This window comes from Streptomyces sp. MS19, assembly GCF_047200595.1.
Lineage (GTDB): Bacteria > Actinomycetota > Actinomycetes > Streptomycetales > Streptomycetaceae > Streptomyces.
In genome coordinates, this window is record NZ_JBJZOH010000009.1 from 44,012 (window position 1) to 60,602 (window position 16,591).

At 74.3% G+C, this 16,591-nt stretch carries 12 protein-coding genes; 9 read left to right on the forward strand and 3 right to left on the reverse strand.

From position 1 onward, the window contains the following. Positions 1 to 3: 3 nt before the first annotated feature. Together ACL02R_RS12015 and ACL02R_RS12020 are read right to left on the reverse strand one after the other, a co-directional pair. Positions 4 to 402 (reverse strand): TOBE domain-containing protein, encoded by a 399-nt coding sequence (locus tag ACL02R_RS12015; RefSeq protein WP_412796857.1) that lies wholly within the window; start codon positions 400 to 402, stop codon positions 4 to 6. Between the two features lie 82 nt (positions 403 to 484). Next, the gene (locus tag ACL02R_RS12020) at positions 485 to 3,175 is read right to left on the reverse strand and encodes a lysylphosphatidylglycerol synthase transmembrane domain-containing protein (RefSeq protein ID WP_412796858.1); all 2,691 of its coding nucleotides are present in this window, start codon (positions 3,173 to 3,175) and stop codon (positions 485 to 487) included. A gap of 173 nt (positions 3,176 to 3,348) precedes the next feature. On the opposite strand from ACL02R_RS12020, the gene ACL02R_RS12025 reads away from it, so the two are divergent. The 5 genes from ACL02R_RS12025 to nudC all read left to right on the forward strand — a co-directional run bounded on the left by ACL02R_RS12025 (position 3,349) and on the right by nudC (position 12,485). Beyond that, positions 3,349 to 3,690, forward strand: a complete 342-nt coding sequence (locus tag ACL02R_RS12025) for an MGMT family protein (protein WP_412796983.1) — start codon at positions 3,349 to 3,351, stop codon at positions 3,688 to 3,690. 260 nt (positions 3,691 to 3,950) lie between these two features. After that, positions 3,951 to 7,295, forward strand: coding sequence for an ATP-dependent helicase (locus ACL02R_RS12030; protein ID WP_412796859.1), 3,345 nt, complete (start codon positions 3,951 to 3,953; stop codon positions 7,293 to 7,295). 100 nt (positions 7,296 to 7,395) lie between these two features. Continuing rightward, a complete protein-coding gene (locus ACL02R_RS12035) occupies positions 7,396 to 8,088 on the forward strand; it encodes a sensor domain-containing protein (protein WP_412796860.1) in 693 nt (230 codons plus the stop codon). Positions 8,089 to 8,116: 28 nt separating this feature from the next. Then, on the forward strand, positions 8,117 to 11,524 hold the full coding sequence (locus ACL02R_RS12040) for an ATP-dependent helicase (RefSeq protein WP_412796861.1): 3,408 nt from the start codon (positions 8,117 to 8,119) through the stop codon (positions 11,522 to 11,524). 10 nt (positions 11,525 to 11,534) lie between these two features. Beyond that, the gene (nudC, locus tag ACL02R_RS12045; protein ID WP_412796862.1) at positions 11,535 to 12,485 is read left to right on the forward strand and encodes an NAD(+) diphosphatase; all 951 of its coding nucleotides are present in this window, start codon (positions 11,535 to 11,537) and stop codon (positions 12,483 to 12,485) included. A 55-nt stretch (positions 12,486 to 12,540) separates the two neighbouring features. Here nudC and ACL02R_RS12050 read toward each other — a convergent pair whose 3' ends face one another. Beyond that, positions 12,541 to 12,798 carry a mycoredoxin gene (locus ACL02R_RS12050; protein WP_412796863.1) on the reverse strand — a complete coding sequence of 86 codons (258 nt, stop codon included), beginning with the start codon at positions 12,796 to 12,798 and terminating at the stop codon, positions 12,541 to 12,543. A 154-nt stretch (positions 12,799 to 12,952) separates the two neighbouring features. On the opposite strand from ACL02R_RS12050, the gene ACL02R_RS12055 reads away from it, so the two are divergent. The 4 genes from ACL02R_RS12055 (at position 12,953) to ACL02R_RS12070 (ending at position 16,517) form a co-directional block, all read left to right on the forward strand. Further along, complete coding sequence (locus tag ACL02R_RS12055; protein WP_412796864.1) at positions 12,953 to 15,253, forward strand: ATP-dependent DNA helicase UvrD2; 2,301 nt, start codon at positions 12,953 to 12,955, stop codon at positions 15,251 to 15,253. A 140-nt stretch (positions 15,254 to 15,393) separates the two neighbouring features. Continuing rightward, on the forward strand, positions 15,394 to 15,711 hold the full coding sequence (locus tag ACL02R_RS12060; protein ID WP_412796865.1) for a hypothetical protein: 318 nt from the start codon (positions 15,394 to 15,396) through the stop codon (positions 15,709 to 15,711). Positions 15,712 to 15,828: 117 nt separating this feature from the next. After that, on the forward strand, positions 15,829 to 16,185 hold the full coding sequence (locus ACL02R_RS12065) for a WhiB family transcriptional regulator (RefSeq protein WP_412796984.1): 357 nt from the start codon (positions 15,829 to 15,831) through the stop codon (positions 16,183 to 16,185). Continuing rightward, complete coding sequence (locus ACL02R_RS12070; protein ID WP_412796866.1) at positions 16,182 to 16,517, forward strand: hypothetical protein; 336 nt, start codon at positions 16,182 to 16,184, stop codon at positions 16,515 to 16,517. The genes ACL02R_RS12065 and ACL02R_RS12070 overlap by 4 nt, the downstream gene beginning before the upstream one ends. Positions 16,518 to 16,591 lie beyond the last annotated feature (74 nt).

A 16,591-nucleotide genomic window follows, 5' to 3' on the forward strand; every position in this document is an offset into this window, starting at 1 on the left:
ACCTCACACCGTGTCGATGTGGACGTTGGTGGCCTTCACGCGGGCGACGGCCTCCATGCCGACGGCCAGGCCCAGTTCCTCGACGGCCTCTCGGGTGAGCAGCGACACCAGCCGGTGCGGGCCCGCCTGGACCTCCACCTGGGCCGCCACGTCGCCCAGCCGGACGGCCGTGACGATGCCGGGGAACGCGTTCCGCGCGGAGGTGTACGGCACGTCGTCCCCCTCTCCGGCGCCGTCGGCTGCCAGGGCCACGGCGAAGGCGGCGAGGTCCGTGCCGTCGATCAGCCGCCTGCCCGCCTCGTCGCGGCGGGTCGGCAGCCGCCCGGCGTCCGCCCAGCGGCGCACGGTGTCGGGGCTCACCCCGAGGAGGCGCGCGGCGGGGCCGATTCCGTAGGAACGCATGTGCGGCACGTTATGTGTCCCGGGCTCGCATACGCAAGGTGGCCCGGGAGTTGCGGCTCGCAGGTGCGGCGCCGACGCCCTGTCAGATGGCGCCCTTCCTGGTGAGCTGCGTGAACGCCAGCCAGCCCGGCAGCACCGGCAGCCAGAACGTCATCAGCCGGAACAGCAGCACCGCGCCCAGCGCCGCGTGTTCCGGCACGCCGAACGCCGCGAGACCCGCGCTCAGCGTCAGCTCCACCGCCCCGATGCCGCCCGGAGTCGGGGCCGCCGAGCCCAGCGCGTTCCCCGCCAGGAACACCACCGCGATCGTCGGATAGCTCAGCTCCCAGCCGAACGCCCGCAGCGACGCGTCCAGGCACATGACGAACGCCAGCGTCATCAGCAGCATCCCGCCGATGCCGGACAGCAGTTTCTTCGGCCGCTGCACCACGTCCAGCATCCGTGGCACCACGCCCGCGAACAGCGTACGCACCCGCTCCGACAGCGACTTCCGCAGCCGCGGCACCGCGGTGATGATCAGCGCGGCCACCGCGACCGTCAGGAGGCCCGCGATCACCGTGCGGGACGGCGACAGCGACGGCGTGTGCTCGGTCCCCGTGATGTAGCCGAAGACGGCGAGCAGCACGATGTGGCTGCCGAGGCCGAACAGCTGCGACGCCCCGACGCTCGCCACCGCGTGCCCCGGGCGCAGGCCCTGCCGCTGGAGGTAGCGCGTGTTCAGCGCCACGCCGCCGATCGCCGCGGGCGCGACCAGCTTCACGAACGAGCCCGCCACCTGCGTGACGACCGTCCGCCCGTACGCCACCTTCTCCGGCACGAAGCCCAGCAGGCTCATCGCGGCGGCGAAGTACGTCAGCGCCGAGAACAGCGCGGCGACGATGACCCAGCCCCAGTTCGCGTCCTCCCACACCCGCTGGAACTCCGGCGTGATCACCTGGATCGACAGGAAGTACGCGGCGAACACGGCCGCGATGATGCTGACCAGCGTCCGCGGTTTGATGCGCTCGACGCGGGCGGGCTCTATCGGCGCCTGCGGCCTGATCAGCAGCACCTGCTGGCGGATCAGCGACAGCAGGTCCGGCTCGCGCGCCTCCTCCAGCGCCTCCTCCATCACCTGCTTCTCGGCCTGCCGCGCGGCCCGCACCGTCTTGCGGTCCGCGTTCTCCGGCAGGCTGCCGCGCGCCTCGCGGTACGCGCGCGTCGCCTCCAGCACGGCCTGCCGCTCCCGGCCCGAACGTTCGCGGGCGAGCTGCCGCAGCGTGGCGCGCGTGCCCCTGGTCAGCGCGATGGGCTGGAGCAGCGGCAGGCTGTCGGCCACCGCGTCGGGGCCGAGGACGGACACGGCCGCGCCCACCGTGCGTTCGGCGCCCACGCGCAGGCCGAACGTCGTCAGCAGCTGCGCCACGTCCATCCGCAGCAGCAGATCGCCCGCAGCGATCTCACCACCGCGCAGGTCGGTCAGGAAAACGGTGCCCAGGTGATCGACCAGCAGTGAGCCGCCGTCCAGGCGCCGGTGCGCGATGCGCCGGGACTGTAGCGCGACCACCTGCCGCCAGGCCGCCTCCATCAGCGCGTCCGTGATCTCGTCGTCGGGCAGCGAGTCCAGGTCACGGCCGCCGATGTGCTCGTAGACCAGCATCACCGCGTCGGGGCCCAGCTCGGATGTCGCGATCAGCTTCGGCGCGTTCGCACCGGCGGCGATGGCGGCGTACGCGAGCAGCGCCTCCTGTTCGAGGACCTGGCGCAGCGTCGGCAGGCTGCGGCGCTGGGTGATGCCGCGCAGCGCGAGCCGGCGCCACAGGCGGTAGAAGAAGCCCTGCGCCTGCTGGGCGCGGTCCACGACCGTCACGTCCAGGGGCGGCCCGTCCTCCAGCGTCACCAGGTAGCGCCGGGAAGGCTCGCTGTAGTCGCCGCGCTCACGCCTGGCGCGGCGCTCCGCCTCGTCCGGGTCCTCGGCGCGCAGCGCGCTCACCGGACGGAAGCCGACATGGCGCAGCCCGGCCAGCAAGTGCTGCGCAGTGGGCCGTACGTTGGGGGAACCGACGGTGTACAGCGTCGCGTACGCGATGGTCCAGCCGATCAGCATCGTCACGATGATGGAGAACGGCGTGGTGTACCCGGCCACCAGCACGGCCACCCCGTCGAGCACCAGCACCGACCACATCGCCAGCCGCCAGCGCGGCCGGTGCGTCATGCCGACGGCGGTGGCGTACGCGATGACGGGCGCCAGGTAGTCGTGCACCGGGTCGGTCAGTCCGCCGCCCGGGGCGTCGCGCGTCAGGGCGTTCTGCACGGAGTCGGGCGACATGCGCGCCACCCACAGACTGAACGTCAGCGACACGCCGTGCGCCAGCACCGCGGCCAGCACACCGTCCGCGATGCGCAGCCCGTCCCGTTTCACCAGCCGCTCGATGGCGAACGCCACCGGCACCACCAGGACCGCCACACTGGACGCGAACCCCGCGAAGCTGATCAGCAGCGAGGGCGCCTGCTCGGCACCCGCGTCCACGTCGTGCTCGATGCCCTCGGTCGTGCCGATCGCCCAGGTCGCCAGCGCCAGCACCACACCGATGCCCAGCAGGCCGAGCAGGACGCGCAGCAGGTCGGCGGGCCGGTGCACGCGCGCCGCGAGGATCGGCTCGTCACCGTCCACCGGGCCCGGCGGACCGCCCCCCTCCCCGGCCGCCGCCGCCCGTCCGGGCTCCTGCGGCAGGTCGCCCACCCTCGTCGCGCCGAGCACGGGCTCCTCGTCCCGTCCGCCCGGCCGCCGCACGCGCTCTTCCTCGCCCCGTATCACCGGCCGCTTCCCCGCGCCTCTCCTCGTCCCGGGGCCGCCGACCAGCTCCCTCGTGCGTACGTCACCGTGATTCCCCCCGTGCTGGGACGATAGTGGCACGCGGGACGCCGCGTGGGGACCGTCCCGTGAGATACGGCACGATGGGCGGCATGGCCGAGTCCCGCGCGCCCCACCAGATCGGCGAGTACGCCGACCAAGTCCTGTCGGTCGTCGAGCACATCCCGCCGGGCACGGTCCTCACCTACGGGGACGTGGCGGCGGCTGTCGGGCGGGGCGGACCGCGCCAGGTCGGGACAGTCATGGCGCAGTACGGCGGCGCCGTCCCGTGGTGGCGCGTGGTGCGGGCGGACGGGCGGCTGCTGCCGGGGCACGAGCGCCGGGCGCTGGAGAACTACCGCGCCGAGGGCACGCCACTGCGTGACGCCGGGGAGCCCGGCGCGTATCCGCGGGTGGACATGCGGCGGGCCCGCGGGGACGATCCGGCGCTCTGAGTCCGGCCGCGGGTCGCGGTGTCCGGCGCCGTCGGGAGCGAGCCTCACACGTACCAGCATCCCGCACGGCGCGTCCGCCCATCGGATGACCGGTCCGACCGGGGGACACGGGCCGTGCCGTGCGCGGGGCGCGGGGAGGGGCGTACGGTCGTTCTTCCGCCCGTACCGCCCGTACCGCCCGTCCTGCCCGCAGCGTCCGTCCCGTCAGCCGTCCGTCCGGCCGCGCCGTCCGGTGGCGCGGCGGTCTCCCAGAATGCGCGATGCACGTGAGTCTCTCCGTCCCGTCGACCGATCGCCCGCCGTCCGCTTCGGGAGCGTACCGACTGGTCCGTCCCCCGGCCGCCGACGCACGCGCCCTGGCAGGGGACGCGAGCCAGGCCGCCGTGGTTGAGCACGCGGCCGGTACGGGCGGTCCACTTCTCGTACTCGCCGGTCCCGGCACGGGCAAGACGACGACGCTCGTGGCGGCCGTCGCCGAGCGCGTGGAGCGGGGCACCGAGCCGGAACGGGTGCTCGTGCTGACGTTCAGCCGCAAGGCCGCCGCCGAGCTGCGGGACCGCATGACGGCGCGCATGGGCGGGCGCGCGCCGCAGGCCACCACGTTCCACGCCTTCGCGTACGCCTTCGTGCGCTCCCACCAGGACCGCGAACTGTTCGCCGAGCCGCTGCGGCTGCTCTCCGGCCCTGAACAGGACCTCTACCTGCGCGAACTGCTCGCCGGGCACCGCGACTCCGGGCGGCCCGCGACCGGTTGGGAGTGGCCGGACGAGCTGCGCGCCTGCCTCACCACGCGCGGCTTCGCCGACGAACTGCGCGCCGTCCTCGCCCGCGCCCGCGAACTGGGCCTCGACCCCGGCACCCTCGCCGCCTTCGCCCGCCGCACCGGCCGCCCCGACTGGGAGGCCGCCGCCCACTTCCTCGCCGAGTACCTCGACGTGACGCAGGCCCAGGGCGTCCTCGACTACACCGAACTCGTGCGCGGCGCCGTCCGCCTCACCGAGGACCCCGAGATCGCCGCGGCCGTCCGCGACCGGTACGACGCCGTGTTCGTGGACGAGTACCAGGACACCGACCCGGCCCAGGCCGCGCTCCTCGAAGCCCTCGCGGGCGACGGCCGCGACCTCACCGTCTTCGGCGACCCCGACCAGTCCATCTACGCCTTCCGCGGCGCCGACGTGAACGCCATCCTCGGCTTCCCCGACGCCTTCCGCACCCGCGCGGGCGCCCCCGCGCCCGTCGCCGTCCTCACCACCGGGCGCCGCTCCGGCGCCGCCCTGACCGCTGCCACGCGCCTCGTCACCCAGCGCATGCCCCTCGCCCGGCTCCCCGCCGACGCCGTGCGCCGCCACCGCGCGCTGCACGCCGTACGGGAGGGCGGGCGCGTCGAGGCGCACACGTACCCGACGCCCGGCGCCGAACTGGAGAACATCGCCGACCTCCTGCGCCGCGCCCACCTGGAGGACGGCGTGCCCTGGCGCGAGATGGCCGTCCTCGTCCGCGCGGGCGCCCGCTCCCTGCCCGGCGTACGGCGCGCGCTGACCGCCGCGGGCGTGCCCCTCGACGTGGACGGCGACGACCTGCCGCTGCGCCAGGAACCCGCCGTCGCACCGCTGCTCACGGCCCTGCGCGCCGTCTCGCGGCCGGAGCCGCGGCGCGCCCCGGCCGAGGGCCCCGACAGCCACGACAGCACCGACGGCCACGACGACCCCGACGGCTCGGGCGACCGGCCCGCGCTCGACCCCGAGACCGCCCACACCCTGCTCACCTCCCCGCTCGGCGGCATGGACGCGGCCGACCTCCGCCGCCTCGGCCGCGCCCTGCGGAACGAGGAACGCGCCGCCGGGACCGCCGTGCCCCGGCCGTCCGGCGAACTCCTCGCCCGCGCCCTCGCCGAACCCGAGCGCCTGGTCGCGCACGACCCGGCGTACGCGGGCGCCGCCCAGCGCCTCGGCCTCCTCCTGCGCAAGACCCGCGAACTGCTCGCGGGCGGCGGCAGCGCCGAGGAGGCCCTGTGGCAGCTGTGGGACGGCACCGGCTGGCCCGGCAGGCTGGAGCGCGCCGCGCGGCGCGGCGGCGCCGCCGGGCGGAACGCCGACCGCGATCTGGACGCCATCTGCGCCCTGTTCGACGCGGCGGCGCGCGCCGAGGAGCGCGTCGGCGGGCGCGGGGCGCGCATCTTCCTGGACGAGCTGGAGGCGCACGACATCGCCGCCGACACGCTCGCGGGGCGCGTCGTACGCCCGGACGCCGTACGGCTGATGACCGCGCACCGGTCGAAGGGCCTCGAATGGTCCCTGGTCGTCGTCGCCGGGGTGCAGGAGGGCCTGTGGCCCGACCTGCGCCGCCGCGGCTCGCTGCTGGAGGCCGACCGCATCGGGCGGCACGGCCTCGCCGACCCGCTCAGCCCCGGCGCGCTGCTCGCGGAGGAACGCCGCCTGTTCTACGTCGCGGCCACCCGCGCCCGCGACCGGCTCGTCGTCACCGCCGTGCGGGGCGCGGACGACGGCGACCAGCCGTCCCGTTTCCTGCGCGAGCTGGGCGTGGAGCCCGTCGACATCGGCCAGCGCCCCCGCCGCCCGCTGTCCCTCGCCGCCCTGATCGCCGAACTGCGCGCCACCACCGTCGACCCCGCCACGTCGCCCGCACTGCGCCGCGCCGCCGCCGACCGGCTCGCGGAACTGGCCGCGCTGCGCGACGACGACGGGCACCCGCTCGTCCCCGCCGCCCACCCCCAGCGCTGGTGGGGGCTGCGCGAGACCTCCCGTTCCCCGGCGCCCGTGCGTGACCCCGAACGCCCCGTGGCGCTGTCGGGCAGCGCGCTCGACCAGCTCGTCAACACGTGCTCGCTCCAGTGGTTCCTGGGACGCGAGGTGCACGCCGACACCCCCGCGACGGCGGCGCAGGGATTCGGGAACGTGCTGCACGTCCTGGCCGACGAGGTCGCCTCCGGCACGACACCCGCCGACCTGTCGGTGCTGATGGAACGCCTCGAAACCGTATGGGACGCCCTGGCGTTCGAGGCGCCGTGGCAGTCGCGCAAGGAACAGGCGGAGGCGCGGGCGGCGCTGGAACGCTTCCTGCACTGGCACGTGCTCCAGCAGCGCGAGGGACGCGAGGCCACCGCGAGCGAGCAGGAGTTCGACGTCACGCTGACCGCCGGGCGGCACGAGGTGCGTATCCGCGGCGTCATGGACCGGGTCGAGCAGGACGCGGATGGACGCGCGTACATCGTGGACTTCAAGACCGGCCGCGGACGCCCCACCAAGCGGGAAGTGGAACGCCACCCGCAGCTCGCCGTCTACCAGCTCGCCATCAGGCACGGCGAGGAGGGCGTCACGCCCGCAGGAGCGGAGCTGGTGCACCTGCGGCAGGGCGCGGCCAAGAAGGACGGCGGCGACACACTGCCCGCCGTACAGCGGCAGCCACCCCTGGGCGGGGAGAGCGGCGACGGCGGCGACGGCGCGTGGGTCGGGGAACTGCTGGCGGAGGCGGCGGGCCGGGTGCTGGACGAACGGTTCTCGCCCCGCACCGGGCAGCACTGCGGGACGTGCTCCTTCCACGGGGCGTGCGGCGCGCGGCCCGAGGGACGGCAGGTCGTGGACTGACCGGCGGGGCCCGCGCCCCCCGCGGGGTGTAGCTGGCACCACCACCGGCTGACCACCTGCACGGCTGGGAACCGCCCGCCCCGTGCGGGAGCGTGGAGGCATGGCGGAAACCAGGGAGACGGCCGTGACGGCGACGAGGACGACGGACAGCACGCGCGACATGCACGACACGTGGGGCACACCACCCCCCGCGCCCCGCAAGGGACGCTTCGGCCGCGAACTGGGCTACCTCCTCACCGGACTGCCCCTCGGCGTCGCGGCGTTCTCCACCGTCCTGACCATGCTCGTGCTCGGCGCGGCCGGCCTCGCCCTGGTCGTCGGTGCGTCCCTGCTCGTCGCCGCGCTGGCCGTGGCGGGCGCCTTCGCCCGCGTCGAACGGCAACGCGTCGCACACGTCACCGGCCGCCCGATCCCCGCCCCCCGCTACCGGGAGCGCCGCGGCAGCGGCATCCCCCGCGCGCTGCACGCCCTGGGGGACGGGCAGCGCTGGCGCGACCTGGCCCACGCGCTCGTCGCGTTCCCCCTCCGGATCGTCACGTTCTGCTTCGCGGTGACCTGGACGGTCGGCGGCCTCGGCGAACTGCTCTACGGCGCCTGGTCCTGGTCCCTGCCGCGCGACGAGGGCGAGGAAGGGCTGCTCGACCTCATGTTCGACATCTCCTCCGAGGCGGCCGACATCGCGTTCAACACGGCGGTCGGGGCCGTCCTGCTGGCCACCGCCGTCCCCCTCCTGCGCGGCCTCACCGCCCTCCAGACCGCGCTCGCCCGCGCCCTCCTCGGCGACCGCGCCTGACACCACCCGCGCCCCCTCCCGACCACCGATGACGGCCGCGCTGTCAGTGGCGGGGGATAGGCTCCCCCACGTGTCCGGCGCCCCACTCGAACGGCCCGAGCAGCTCGGCGAACTGCTCGGCATCCCGTTCACCCGCGAGCAGCTGGCGTGCATCACCGCACCGCCGGCACCCCAGGCGATCGTCGCGGGCGCCGGCTCGGGCAAGACCACCGTGATGGCCGCCCGCGTCGTCTGGCTCACCGGCACAGGACAGGTCGCGCCCGAACGCGTCCTCGGCCTCACGTTCACCAACAAGGCCGCCGCCGAACTGGCCGAACGCGTCCGCGCCGCCCTCGCCCTCGCCGGAATCGGCGGCGGCCCGGCACCCGGCCCCCACACCGCACTCCACCCCGTTCCCGACCCGGACGCCGAGGCCACCGGCGAACCGCAGATCTCCACCTACCACGCCTTCGCCGGACGGCTCCTCGCCGAACACGGCCTGCGCCTCGGCGTCGAACCCGCCGCACGCCTCCTCGCCGACGCCGGCCGCTTCCAGCTCGCCGCCGAAGTCCTCCGCGCCGCACCCGCCGACTTCGAACCGCCCCCCGGCAGCTTCACCACCCTCGTCACCGACCTCGTCGCCCTCGACGCCGAACTCTCCGAACACCTCGTCGAACCCGCCGCCCTCCGCACGTTCGACACCGCCCTCCTCGCCGAACTGGAACACACCCCCCTCACCAACGCCGACCTGCGCCGCGTCCCCGAGACCGCCGCGGGCCGCACCCGCCTCCTCGACCTCGTCGAGGAGTACCGCGCCCGCAAACGCGCCCGCGACCTCCTCGACTTCGGCGACCAGATCGCCCTCGCCGCCCGCCTCGCCCGCGACCTCCCCGAAGTCGGCCAGGCACTGCGCGACCAGTTCGGCGTCGTCCTCCTCGACGAGTACCAGGACACCTCCGTCGCCCAGCGCGTCCTCCTCGCCGGACTCTTCGGCGACGGCACCGGCCACCCCGTCACCGCCGTCGGCGACCCCTGCCAGGCCATCTACGGCTGGCGCGGCGCCTCCGTCGCCAACCTCGACGACTTCCCCGACCACTTCCCCCACCGCGACGGCCGCCCCGCCACCCGCCACACCCTCAGCGAGAACCGCCGCAGCGGAGGCCGCCTCCTCACCCTCGCCAACGACCTCGCCGCACCCCTCCGCGCCCGCCACCCCGCCGTCGCCCCCCTCCGCCCCGCCGACGGCGCCGAACACGCCGGACGCGTCCGCTGCGCCCTCCTGCGCACCCACGCCGAAGAACTCACCTGGGCCGCCGACCACATCGCCCACCTCGTCGCCACCGGCACCCCGCCGGGCGAGATCGCCGTCCTGTGCCGCACCGCCGGCGACTTCGGCGCCATCCAGCGCGAACTGGTCGACCGCCGCGTACCCGTCGAGGTCGTCGGCCTCTCCGGACTCCTGCACCTCCCCGAGGTCGCCGACCTGGTCGCCGTCTGCCAGGTCCTCGCCGACCCCACGGCCAACGCCGCACTCGTCCGCCTCCTCACCGGCCCCCGCTGGCGCATCGGCCCCCGCGACCTGGCCCTCCTCGGCAGACTCGCCCGTCTCCTCGTACGCCGCACCGACGCCGCCGCCACTCCCGAACGGCTCGCCGCGGCCGTCGAGGGCACCGACCCGGCCGAGATCACCTCGCTCGCCGACGCGCTCGACACGTTCATCGACAGCGGCCCGCCCGGCGACACCCCGAGCGAAGACGGCCGGTCCCCCTCCGAGGACGCCACCCTCCCGTTCTCCGCCGAGGCACGCGTCCGCTTCGCCCATCTCGCCGCCGAGATCCGTGAACTCCGCCGCTCCCTCGGCGACCCGCTGATGGACGTCCTCCACCGCGTCCTGTCCATGACCGGCCTCGAAGTCGAACTGGCCGCCTCACCCCAGGCCCTCGCCGCCCGCCGCCGCGAGACACTCGGCGCGTTCCTCGACGTCGCCGCCGGATTCGCCGCCGGACGCGCCGGCACGGCCGTGGACAGCGAGGCCACCCTCCCCGCCTTCCTCGCCTTCCTCCGCGCCGCCGCGCAGTACGACAAGGGGCTCGACGGCTCCCTCCCCGGCGGCGACGACACCGTGAAGGTCCTCACCGCCCACAAGGCCAAGGGCCTCGAATGGGACGTCGTCGTCGTCCCCGGCCTGTCCGCCGAGGTCTTCCCCGCCAAACCCACCCGCGACTCCTGGCTCAAACAGCCCCGCGCCCTGCCCCACCCCCTGCGCGGCGACGCCGGCACCCTGCCCGCCGCACCCGAATGGACCGCCGCCGCCCACAAGGAGTACCTGGCCGCCGTCGCCGACCACCTCGCCCTGGAAGAGCTGCGGCTCGGCTACGTGACGTTCACCCGGCCGCGCACCCTCCTCCTCGGCTCCGGCCACTGGTGGGGCCCCAGCCAGAAACGCCGCCGCGGCCCCTCCGGCTTCCTCGAAGCACTCCGCGCCCACTGCGAGACCCACCCCGCGCACGGCGAGGTCGAGGCCTGGGCCGACGAGCCCGCCGACGACGAGGAGAACCCCGCCCTCGCCGACCGCGACGAGGATCAGCTGTGGCCCCTCCCGCTCGACCCCGCCGCCCTCGCCCGCCGCCGCGCCGCGGCCGACGCCGTACTCGCCCGGCTGCGCGACGGCACCGTCCCCGCCCCACGCGACACCACCGAAGACCCACAGGACCCCGACGGCGGACCGACCCCCGACGACGGCCTGACCCCCGAGGAACGGCGCACCGTCACCTCCTGGGACCGCGACCTGTCCGCCCTCGCCCGCGAACTGCGCCAGACCCGCGCCACCTCACGCGACGTCCCCCTGCCCCAGTCCCTGTCCGCCTCCCAGGTCCAGCGCCTCGCCGCCGACCCCGACGGCTTCGCCCGCGACCTCGCCCGCCCCATGCCCCGCCCGCCCCAGCCGGCCGCCCGCCGCGGCACCCGCTTCCACGCCTGGGTCGCCTCACGCTTCGAAACCCTCGCCCTCCCCATGCTCGGCCCCGACGAGCTGCCCGGTGGCGACCGCGACGACATGGAGATCAGGGACGAACGCGAACTGGAAGCCCTCAAGGAAGCCTTCGGCCGCACCCCCTACGCCCACCGCAGGCCCTACCGCATCGAGGCACCCTTCCAGCTCCAGCTCGCCGGACGCGTCATCCGCGGCCGGATCGACGCCGTCTACCGCGGACCCCACGGCACCTTCGAGATCGTCGACTGGAAGACCTCACGCCGCCAGGACGCCGACCCCCTCCAGCTCGCCATCTACCGCCTCGCATGGGCCGAGCGCCGCGAACTGCCCCTTTCGGCCGTCACCGCCGCGTTCCTCTACGTCCGCAGCGGAGAGGTCGTACGCCCCAGCGTCCTGCCCGGACGCCGCGGACTGGAGCGCCTGCTGCTGGGGGAGGACTCCTGGGAGCCCAACGACCCCGGTTAGGCTTTTCATCATGAGTACAACCCCGGCGTCTCCGGACAACGTCGTCCACCCGATCGCCCTCACCGGCACCGGCGGTATCGACCGCGATGCCAGCCACCGCCTCGACGAAGCATGGCTCGCCGCGGCGTGGAGCCACCCCACCACACGCGTCTTCGTGGTCTCCGGTGGACAGGCCCTGATCGAGGACACGCCGGACGGCCGGACCGAACTCGTCACCATGCCGTCCTTCGACGCACCCCTCACCGAGGCCCATCGCTACTTCCTCGGCACCGACGCGGACGGCGTCAAGTACTTCGCCCTCCAGAAGGACGCCCTGCCCGGCCGCATGGACGCCGCCGCCCGCCCCGCCGGACTCCGCGAGGCCGCCGCGCTGCTCTCCGAACGCGACAGCGAACTCCTCGTCCACGCCGTCGCCCTTGAGAACTGGCAGCGCCTCCACCGCTTCTGCTCACGCTGCGGCGAACGCACCGTCATCGCCGCGGCGGGCCACATCAGGCGCTGCCCCGCCTGCGGCGCCGAGCACTACCCGCGCACCGACCCGGCCGTGATCATGCTCGTCGTCGACGAGGACGACCGCGCGCTCCTCGGCCGCCAGATGCACTGGCCCAAGGGACGCTTCTCCACCCTCGCCGGCTTCGTCGAACCGGGCGAGTCCATCGAGCAGGCCGTCGTCCGCGAGGTCCACGAGGAGGCCGGCATCCCGGTCGGCGAGGTCCAGTACATCGCCAGCCAGCCCTGGCCCTTCCCCTCCAGCCTCATGCTCGGCTTCCTCGCCCACGCGACCGGCACCGACGTCCGGGCCGACGGCGAGGAGATCGAGGAGGCGCGCTGGTTCTCCCGCGACGACCTGCGGGCCGCCATGGAGTCCGGGGAGGTCCTGCCCCCCTCGGGCGTCTCCATCGCGGCCCGGCTGGTCGAGATGTGGTACGGCAAGCCGCTCGCCTCGGCGTCCCCCTGGTGACACCGGCCCGGTGACAGGGCCGGTGACACGGCCGGGTGACGCCGGACGCGCGGCGTCAGGCCGTCAGCGCCTGCTTCACCTGCTGCAACGACGGGTTGGTCATGGTGACCTCCGCGCCACCCGACTCGGGCGCGACCACGACGGTCGGCACCGTGCGGTTGCCGTTGTTCGCCTTCTCGACGAGCTCCACGGCCGACGGCTCCTGCTCGATGTCGATCTCGGTGTACGCGATGCCCTCACGCTCCAGCTGGCCCTTCAGCCGGCGGCAGTAGCCGCACCAGGTGGTGCTGTACATCGTCACGGTGCCAGACATCGTCCCGGACTCCTTCGTGTGTCGCATTCGTGTGTCGCACTGTCGTCCCCGTCAGGGGACGGCTCGCCTCCACCCAGCAGAACATGCGAAGCGGTGTGACTAATTCCTCGGCCCTGTGGACAAGCCGCCCGCACCGCCGACCGGACCTGGCAGCATGACGTCCGTGAGCACCGCACCGGACACCCCGCCCACCTCACCGTCCCCCACACCCACGCCCGCCTTCCCCCCCACCCCCGACTCCGCCGACGCCGTGCTCGAAGGACTCGACCCCGAGCAGCGCGCCGTCGCGACCACCCTGCGGGGACCCATGTGCGTCCTGGCGGGCGCCGGCACGGGCAAGACCCGCGCCATCACCCACCGCATCGCCTACGGCGTACGGTCCGGCGTCTTCCAGCCCACCACCGTCCTCGCCGTCACCTTCACCGTCCGGGCCGCGGGCGAGATGCGCGGACGGCTCCGCCAGCTCGGCGTCGGCGGCGTCCAGACCCGCACCTTCCACGCCGCCGCCCTCCGCCAGCTCCAGTACTTCTGGCCCCGGGCCGTCGGCGGCGAGATGCCCCGCCTCCTCGACCGCAAGATCTCCCTCGTCGCCGAGGCGGCCAGCCGCTGCCGCCTCCGCCTCGAACGGCTGGAGCTGAGCGACCTCACCCGCGAGATCGACTGGGCCAAGGTCACCCAGACCACCCCCGACGACTACGCAGCCGCCGTCCTCAAGACCGGCCGCGAGGTCCCCCGCGACCCCGCCCAGACCAGCCAGGTCTACGCCACCTACGAACGGCTCAAGAGCGAACGCGGTGTGATCGACTTCGAGGACGTCCTGCTGCTCACCGTCGGCATCCTCGGCGACCGCCCCGACATCGCCGAGACCGTCCGCCGCCAGTACCAGCACTTCGTCGTGGACGAGTACCAGGACGTCAGCCCCCTCCAGCAGCGGCTCCTCCAGATGTGGCTCGGCGACCGCGACAGCCTCTGCGTCGTCGGCGACGCCAGCCAGACCATCTACTCCTTCGCCGGGGCGACCCCCGAGTACCTCCTCCACTTCCGCTCACGCCACCCGGGCGCCACACTTGTCAAACTCGTCCGCGACTACCGTTCCAGCCCCCAGGTCGTGCACCTGGCCAACGGCCTGCTCGCCCAGGCGAGCGGCGCCGCCGCCGAACACCGCCTCGAACTCGTCTCCCAGCGCCCCACGGGCCCCGACCCCGTCTTCACCGAACACGCGGACGAGCCCGCCGAGGCCGAAGCCGTCGCCCGCCGCGTCCGCGAACTGACCACCCCCGCCGCCGAGGGCGGTCCGGGAGTCCCCGCCAGCGAGATCGCCATCCTCTACCGGGCCAACTCCCAGTCCGAGGTCTACGAGCAGGCCCTCGCCGACGCGGGTGTCCCCTACCAGCTCCGCGGCGCCGAGCGCTTCTTCGAGCGGCCCGAGATCCGCCAGGCGGGCACCACCCTGCGCGGCGCCGCACGCGCGGGGGACAACGACCCGGCCCTCCACGGCGCCGACAGCCTCGCCGGACAGGTCGGCGCCGTCCTCGCCGGCATGGGCTGGACCCCCGAGCCGCCCGCCGGATCAGGCGCCGTCCGCGACCGCTGGGAGTCCCTGCGCTCCCTCGTACGGCTCGCGGAGGACTTCGCCCGCTCCAGGCCGGACGCCGGCCTCACCGATTTCATGGCCGAGCTGGACGAGCGCGCCGCCGCCCAGCACGCCCCCACCGTCGAGGGCGTCACCCTCGCCTCGCTCCACGCCGCGAAGGGCCTGGAGTGGGACGCCGTGTTCCTCGTCGGCCTCACCGACGGCATGCTGCCCATCACCCACGCCAAGACGCCCGAGCAGGTCGAGGAGGAGCGCCGGCTCCTCTACGTCGGCGTGACGCGCGCCCGCCTGCACCTCGCCATGTCCTGGGCACTCGCCCGCTCACCCGGCGGCCGTGCGGGACGCCGCCCCAGCCGCTTCCTGGACGGCCTGCGCCCCGGCGCCCCGGCGGGCGGCCGCGGCAGCGGCGGGAGCGTGGAGCGGGGCACGGGTGCACGGGGGCGCAAGCCCCGCGGCCCCGTGAAGTGCCGCGTCTGCGACCGCACCCTCACCGAGGCCGCCGAGATCAAGCTCCGCCGTTGCGCCGAGTGTCCGTCCACGATGGACGAGGAGCTGTTCGAGCGGCTCCGCGCATGGCGTCTCGACCAGGCGAGGGAGCTCAAGCGGCCGCCCTACGCCGTGTTCACCGACGTCACGCTGATGGCCATCGCGGAGAACGTGCCGGGCACCGAGCGTGAGCTCGCGCGCATCTCGGGCGTCGGCCCGCACAAGCTCCGGCAGTTCGGCGCGGACGTGCTCGCCCTGTGCGCGGGGGAGGAGCCGCCGGGGGCGCGGGAGGCCGCGGACGCGCCCGCGGAGAAGGCCACCGGGCCCTCCGAGGCGATGGTTGAAGAAGTGACTTCAGAAGTCACGGAAAAATAGTTTGCGCCCGCCGGAGAAATCCGCATAGCGTGCCTCTCATGGCGAAGGGGAGGCTTCCTCTCACCCCTCGACCATGCTCTACTGAAGTGCACGCATGAGCGGGACCCCCGCTCACCGAGACGCCGAAGGAGGCGAGTCCCTTGATTAATCAGCTGATCACCAAACTGGCCGGTCGGCCGCTCGCCGCCCCCGTCGTGTCCGGTGGCGTAGTCCGTGTCACGGGCACCGGTGTGCCCGCTGCCGCACGTGCACAGCTGTCGGTTCTCGCATTCGGCGAGTCCGTCAGCGAGCGACCGACCCCGGCGCCCGCGACCGCGGTGATCACGGCCGGCAGCGACCTGCCCGCCTATGTCACCACCGTTGTCGGCGCCGGACACCAGATCTTCGGACAGCAGAAGACGCAGCTTCACACGATGTGGGCCCTCCGCGGGCTCGATCCCTGGAGTGATCCAGCCTGATCGGCGAGATCAGGTCGGCACCTTCCAGGGCCGCGGAACCCACACCGGGATCCGCGGCCCTTCTGTTTTTCCGCGCCAGATCCGGCCACAAGCCGGGACCGACAACCGACACGAGGACTGACCGTGCCACTCGCGCCGTACCCGCGCCCCGACCTGACGCCACCACCCACTCCGGAGACCGCTGTGACCCCGCTGTACTCGCTGACCGAGCTCGACGAAGCCATCGAGCGCCTCGACGCCGCCGTGCCCTGCCGGGCCTACGACCCGGAGGTCTTCTTCGCCGAGACCCCCGAGGACGTCGAATACGCCAAGTCCCTCTGCGGCACCTGCCCGCTCCGTGAGGCCTGCCTCGCCGGGGCGAAGGACCGCCGCGAGCCCTGGGGCGTCTGGGGCGGCGAGCTGTTCGTCCAGGGCGTCGTCGTCCCCCGCAAGCGCCCGCGCGGCCGCCCCCGGAAGAACCCGGTCGTCGCGTGAACGCGCCCGGCACCATCGGACGGCCCGCCCCCCACGGCCCGCGGAGAGAACCCCACATGACCCTCGTCACCACCGAGCCGGGCACCGCGCCCCGCGCGGCTGGCCCACGCACCGAAGACAAGCTGAACAGGACAAGCAAGTTGCAGCTCATCCAAGAAGCCATGGCCCGCTCTCATATGAGCGAGCGCATCAGGGAAGCGGAATCTCAACGGACCGCTCACCACATGACGGTGGCCCGCCGGCTTGAGCGCCGATCCGCACGCCTCCGGCGCAAGGCGGAGCGCGCCTCACACCGCGCCCGCCGCGCACTGGCCCGGACCGTCATGCACTGACCCGGAAAGACACCGCCCACCTCTGCTCCACCCACCGTCCGGGCGGCCCGGCACACGACCCGGGCCGCCCGGAC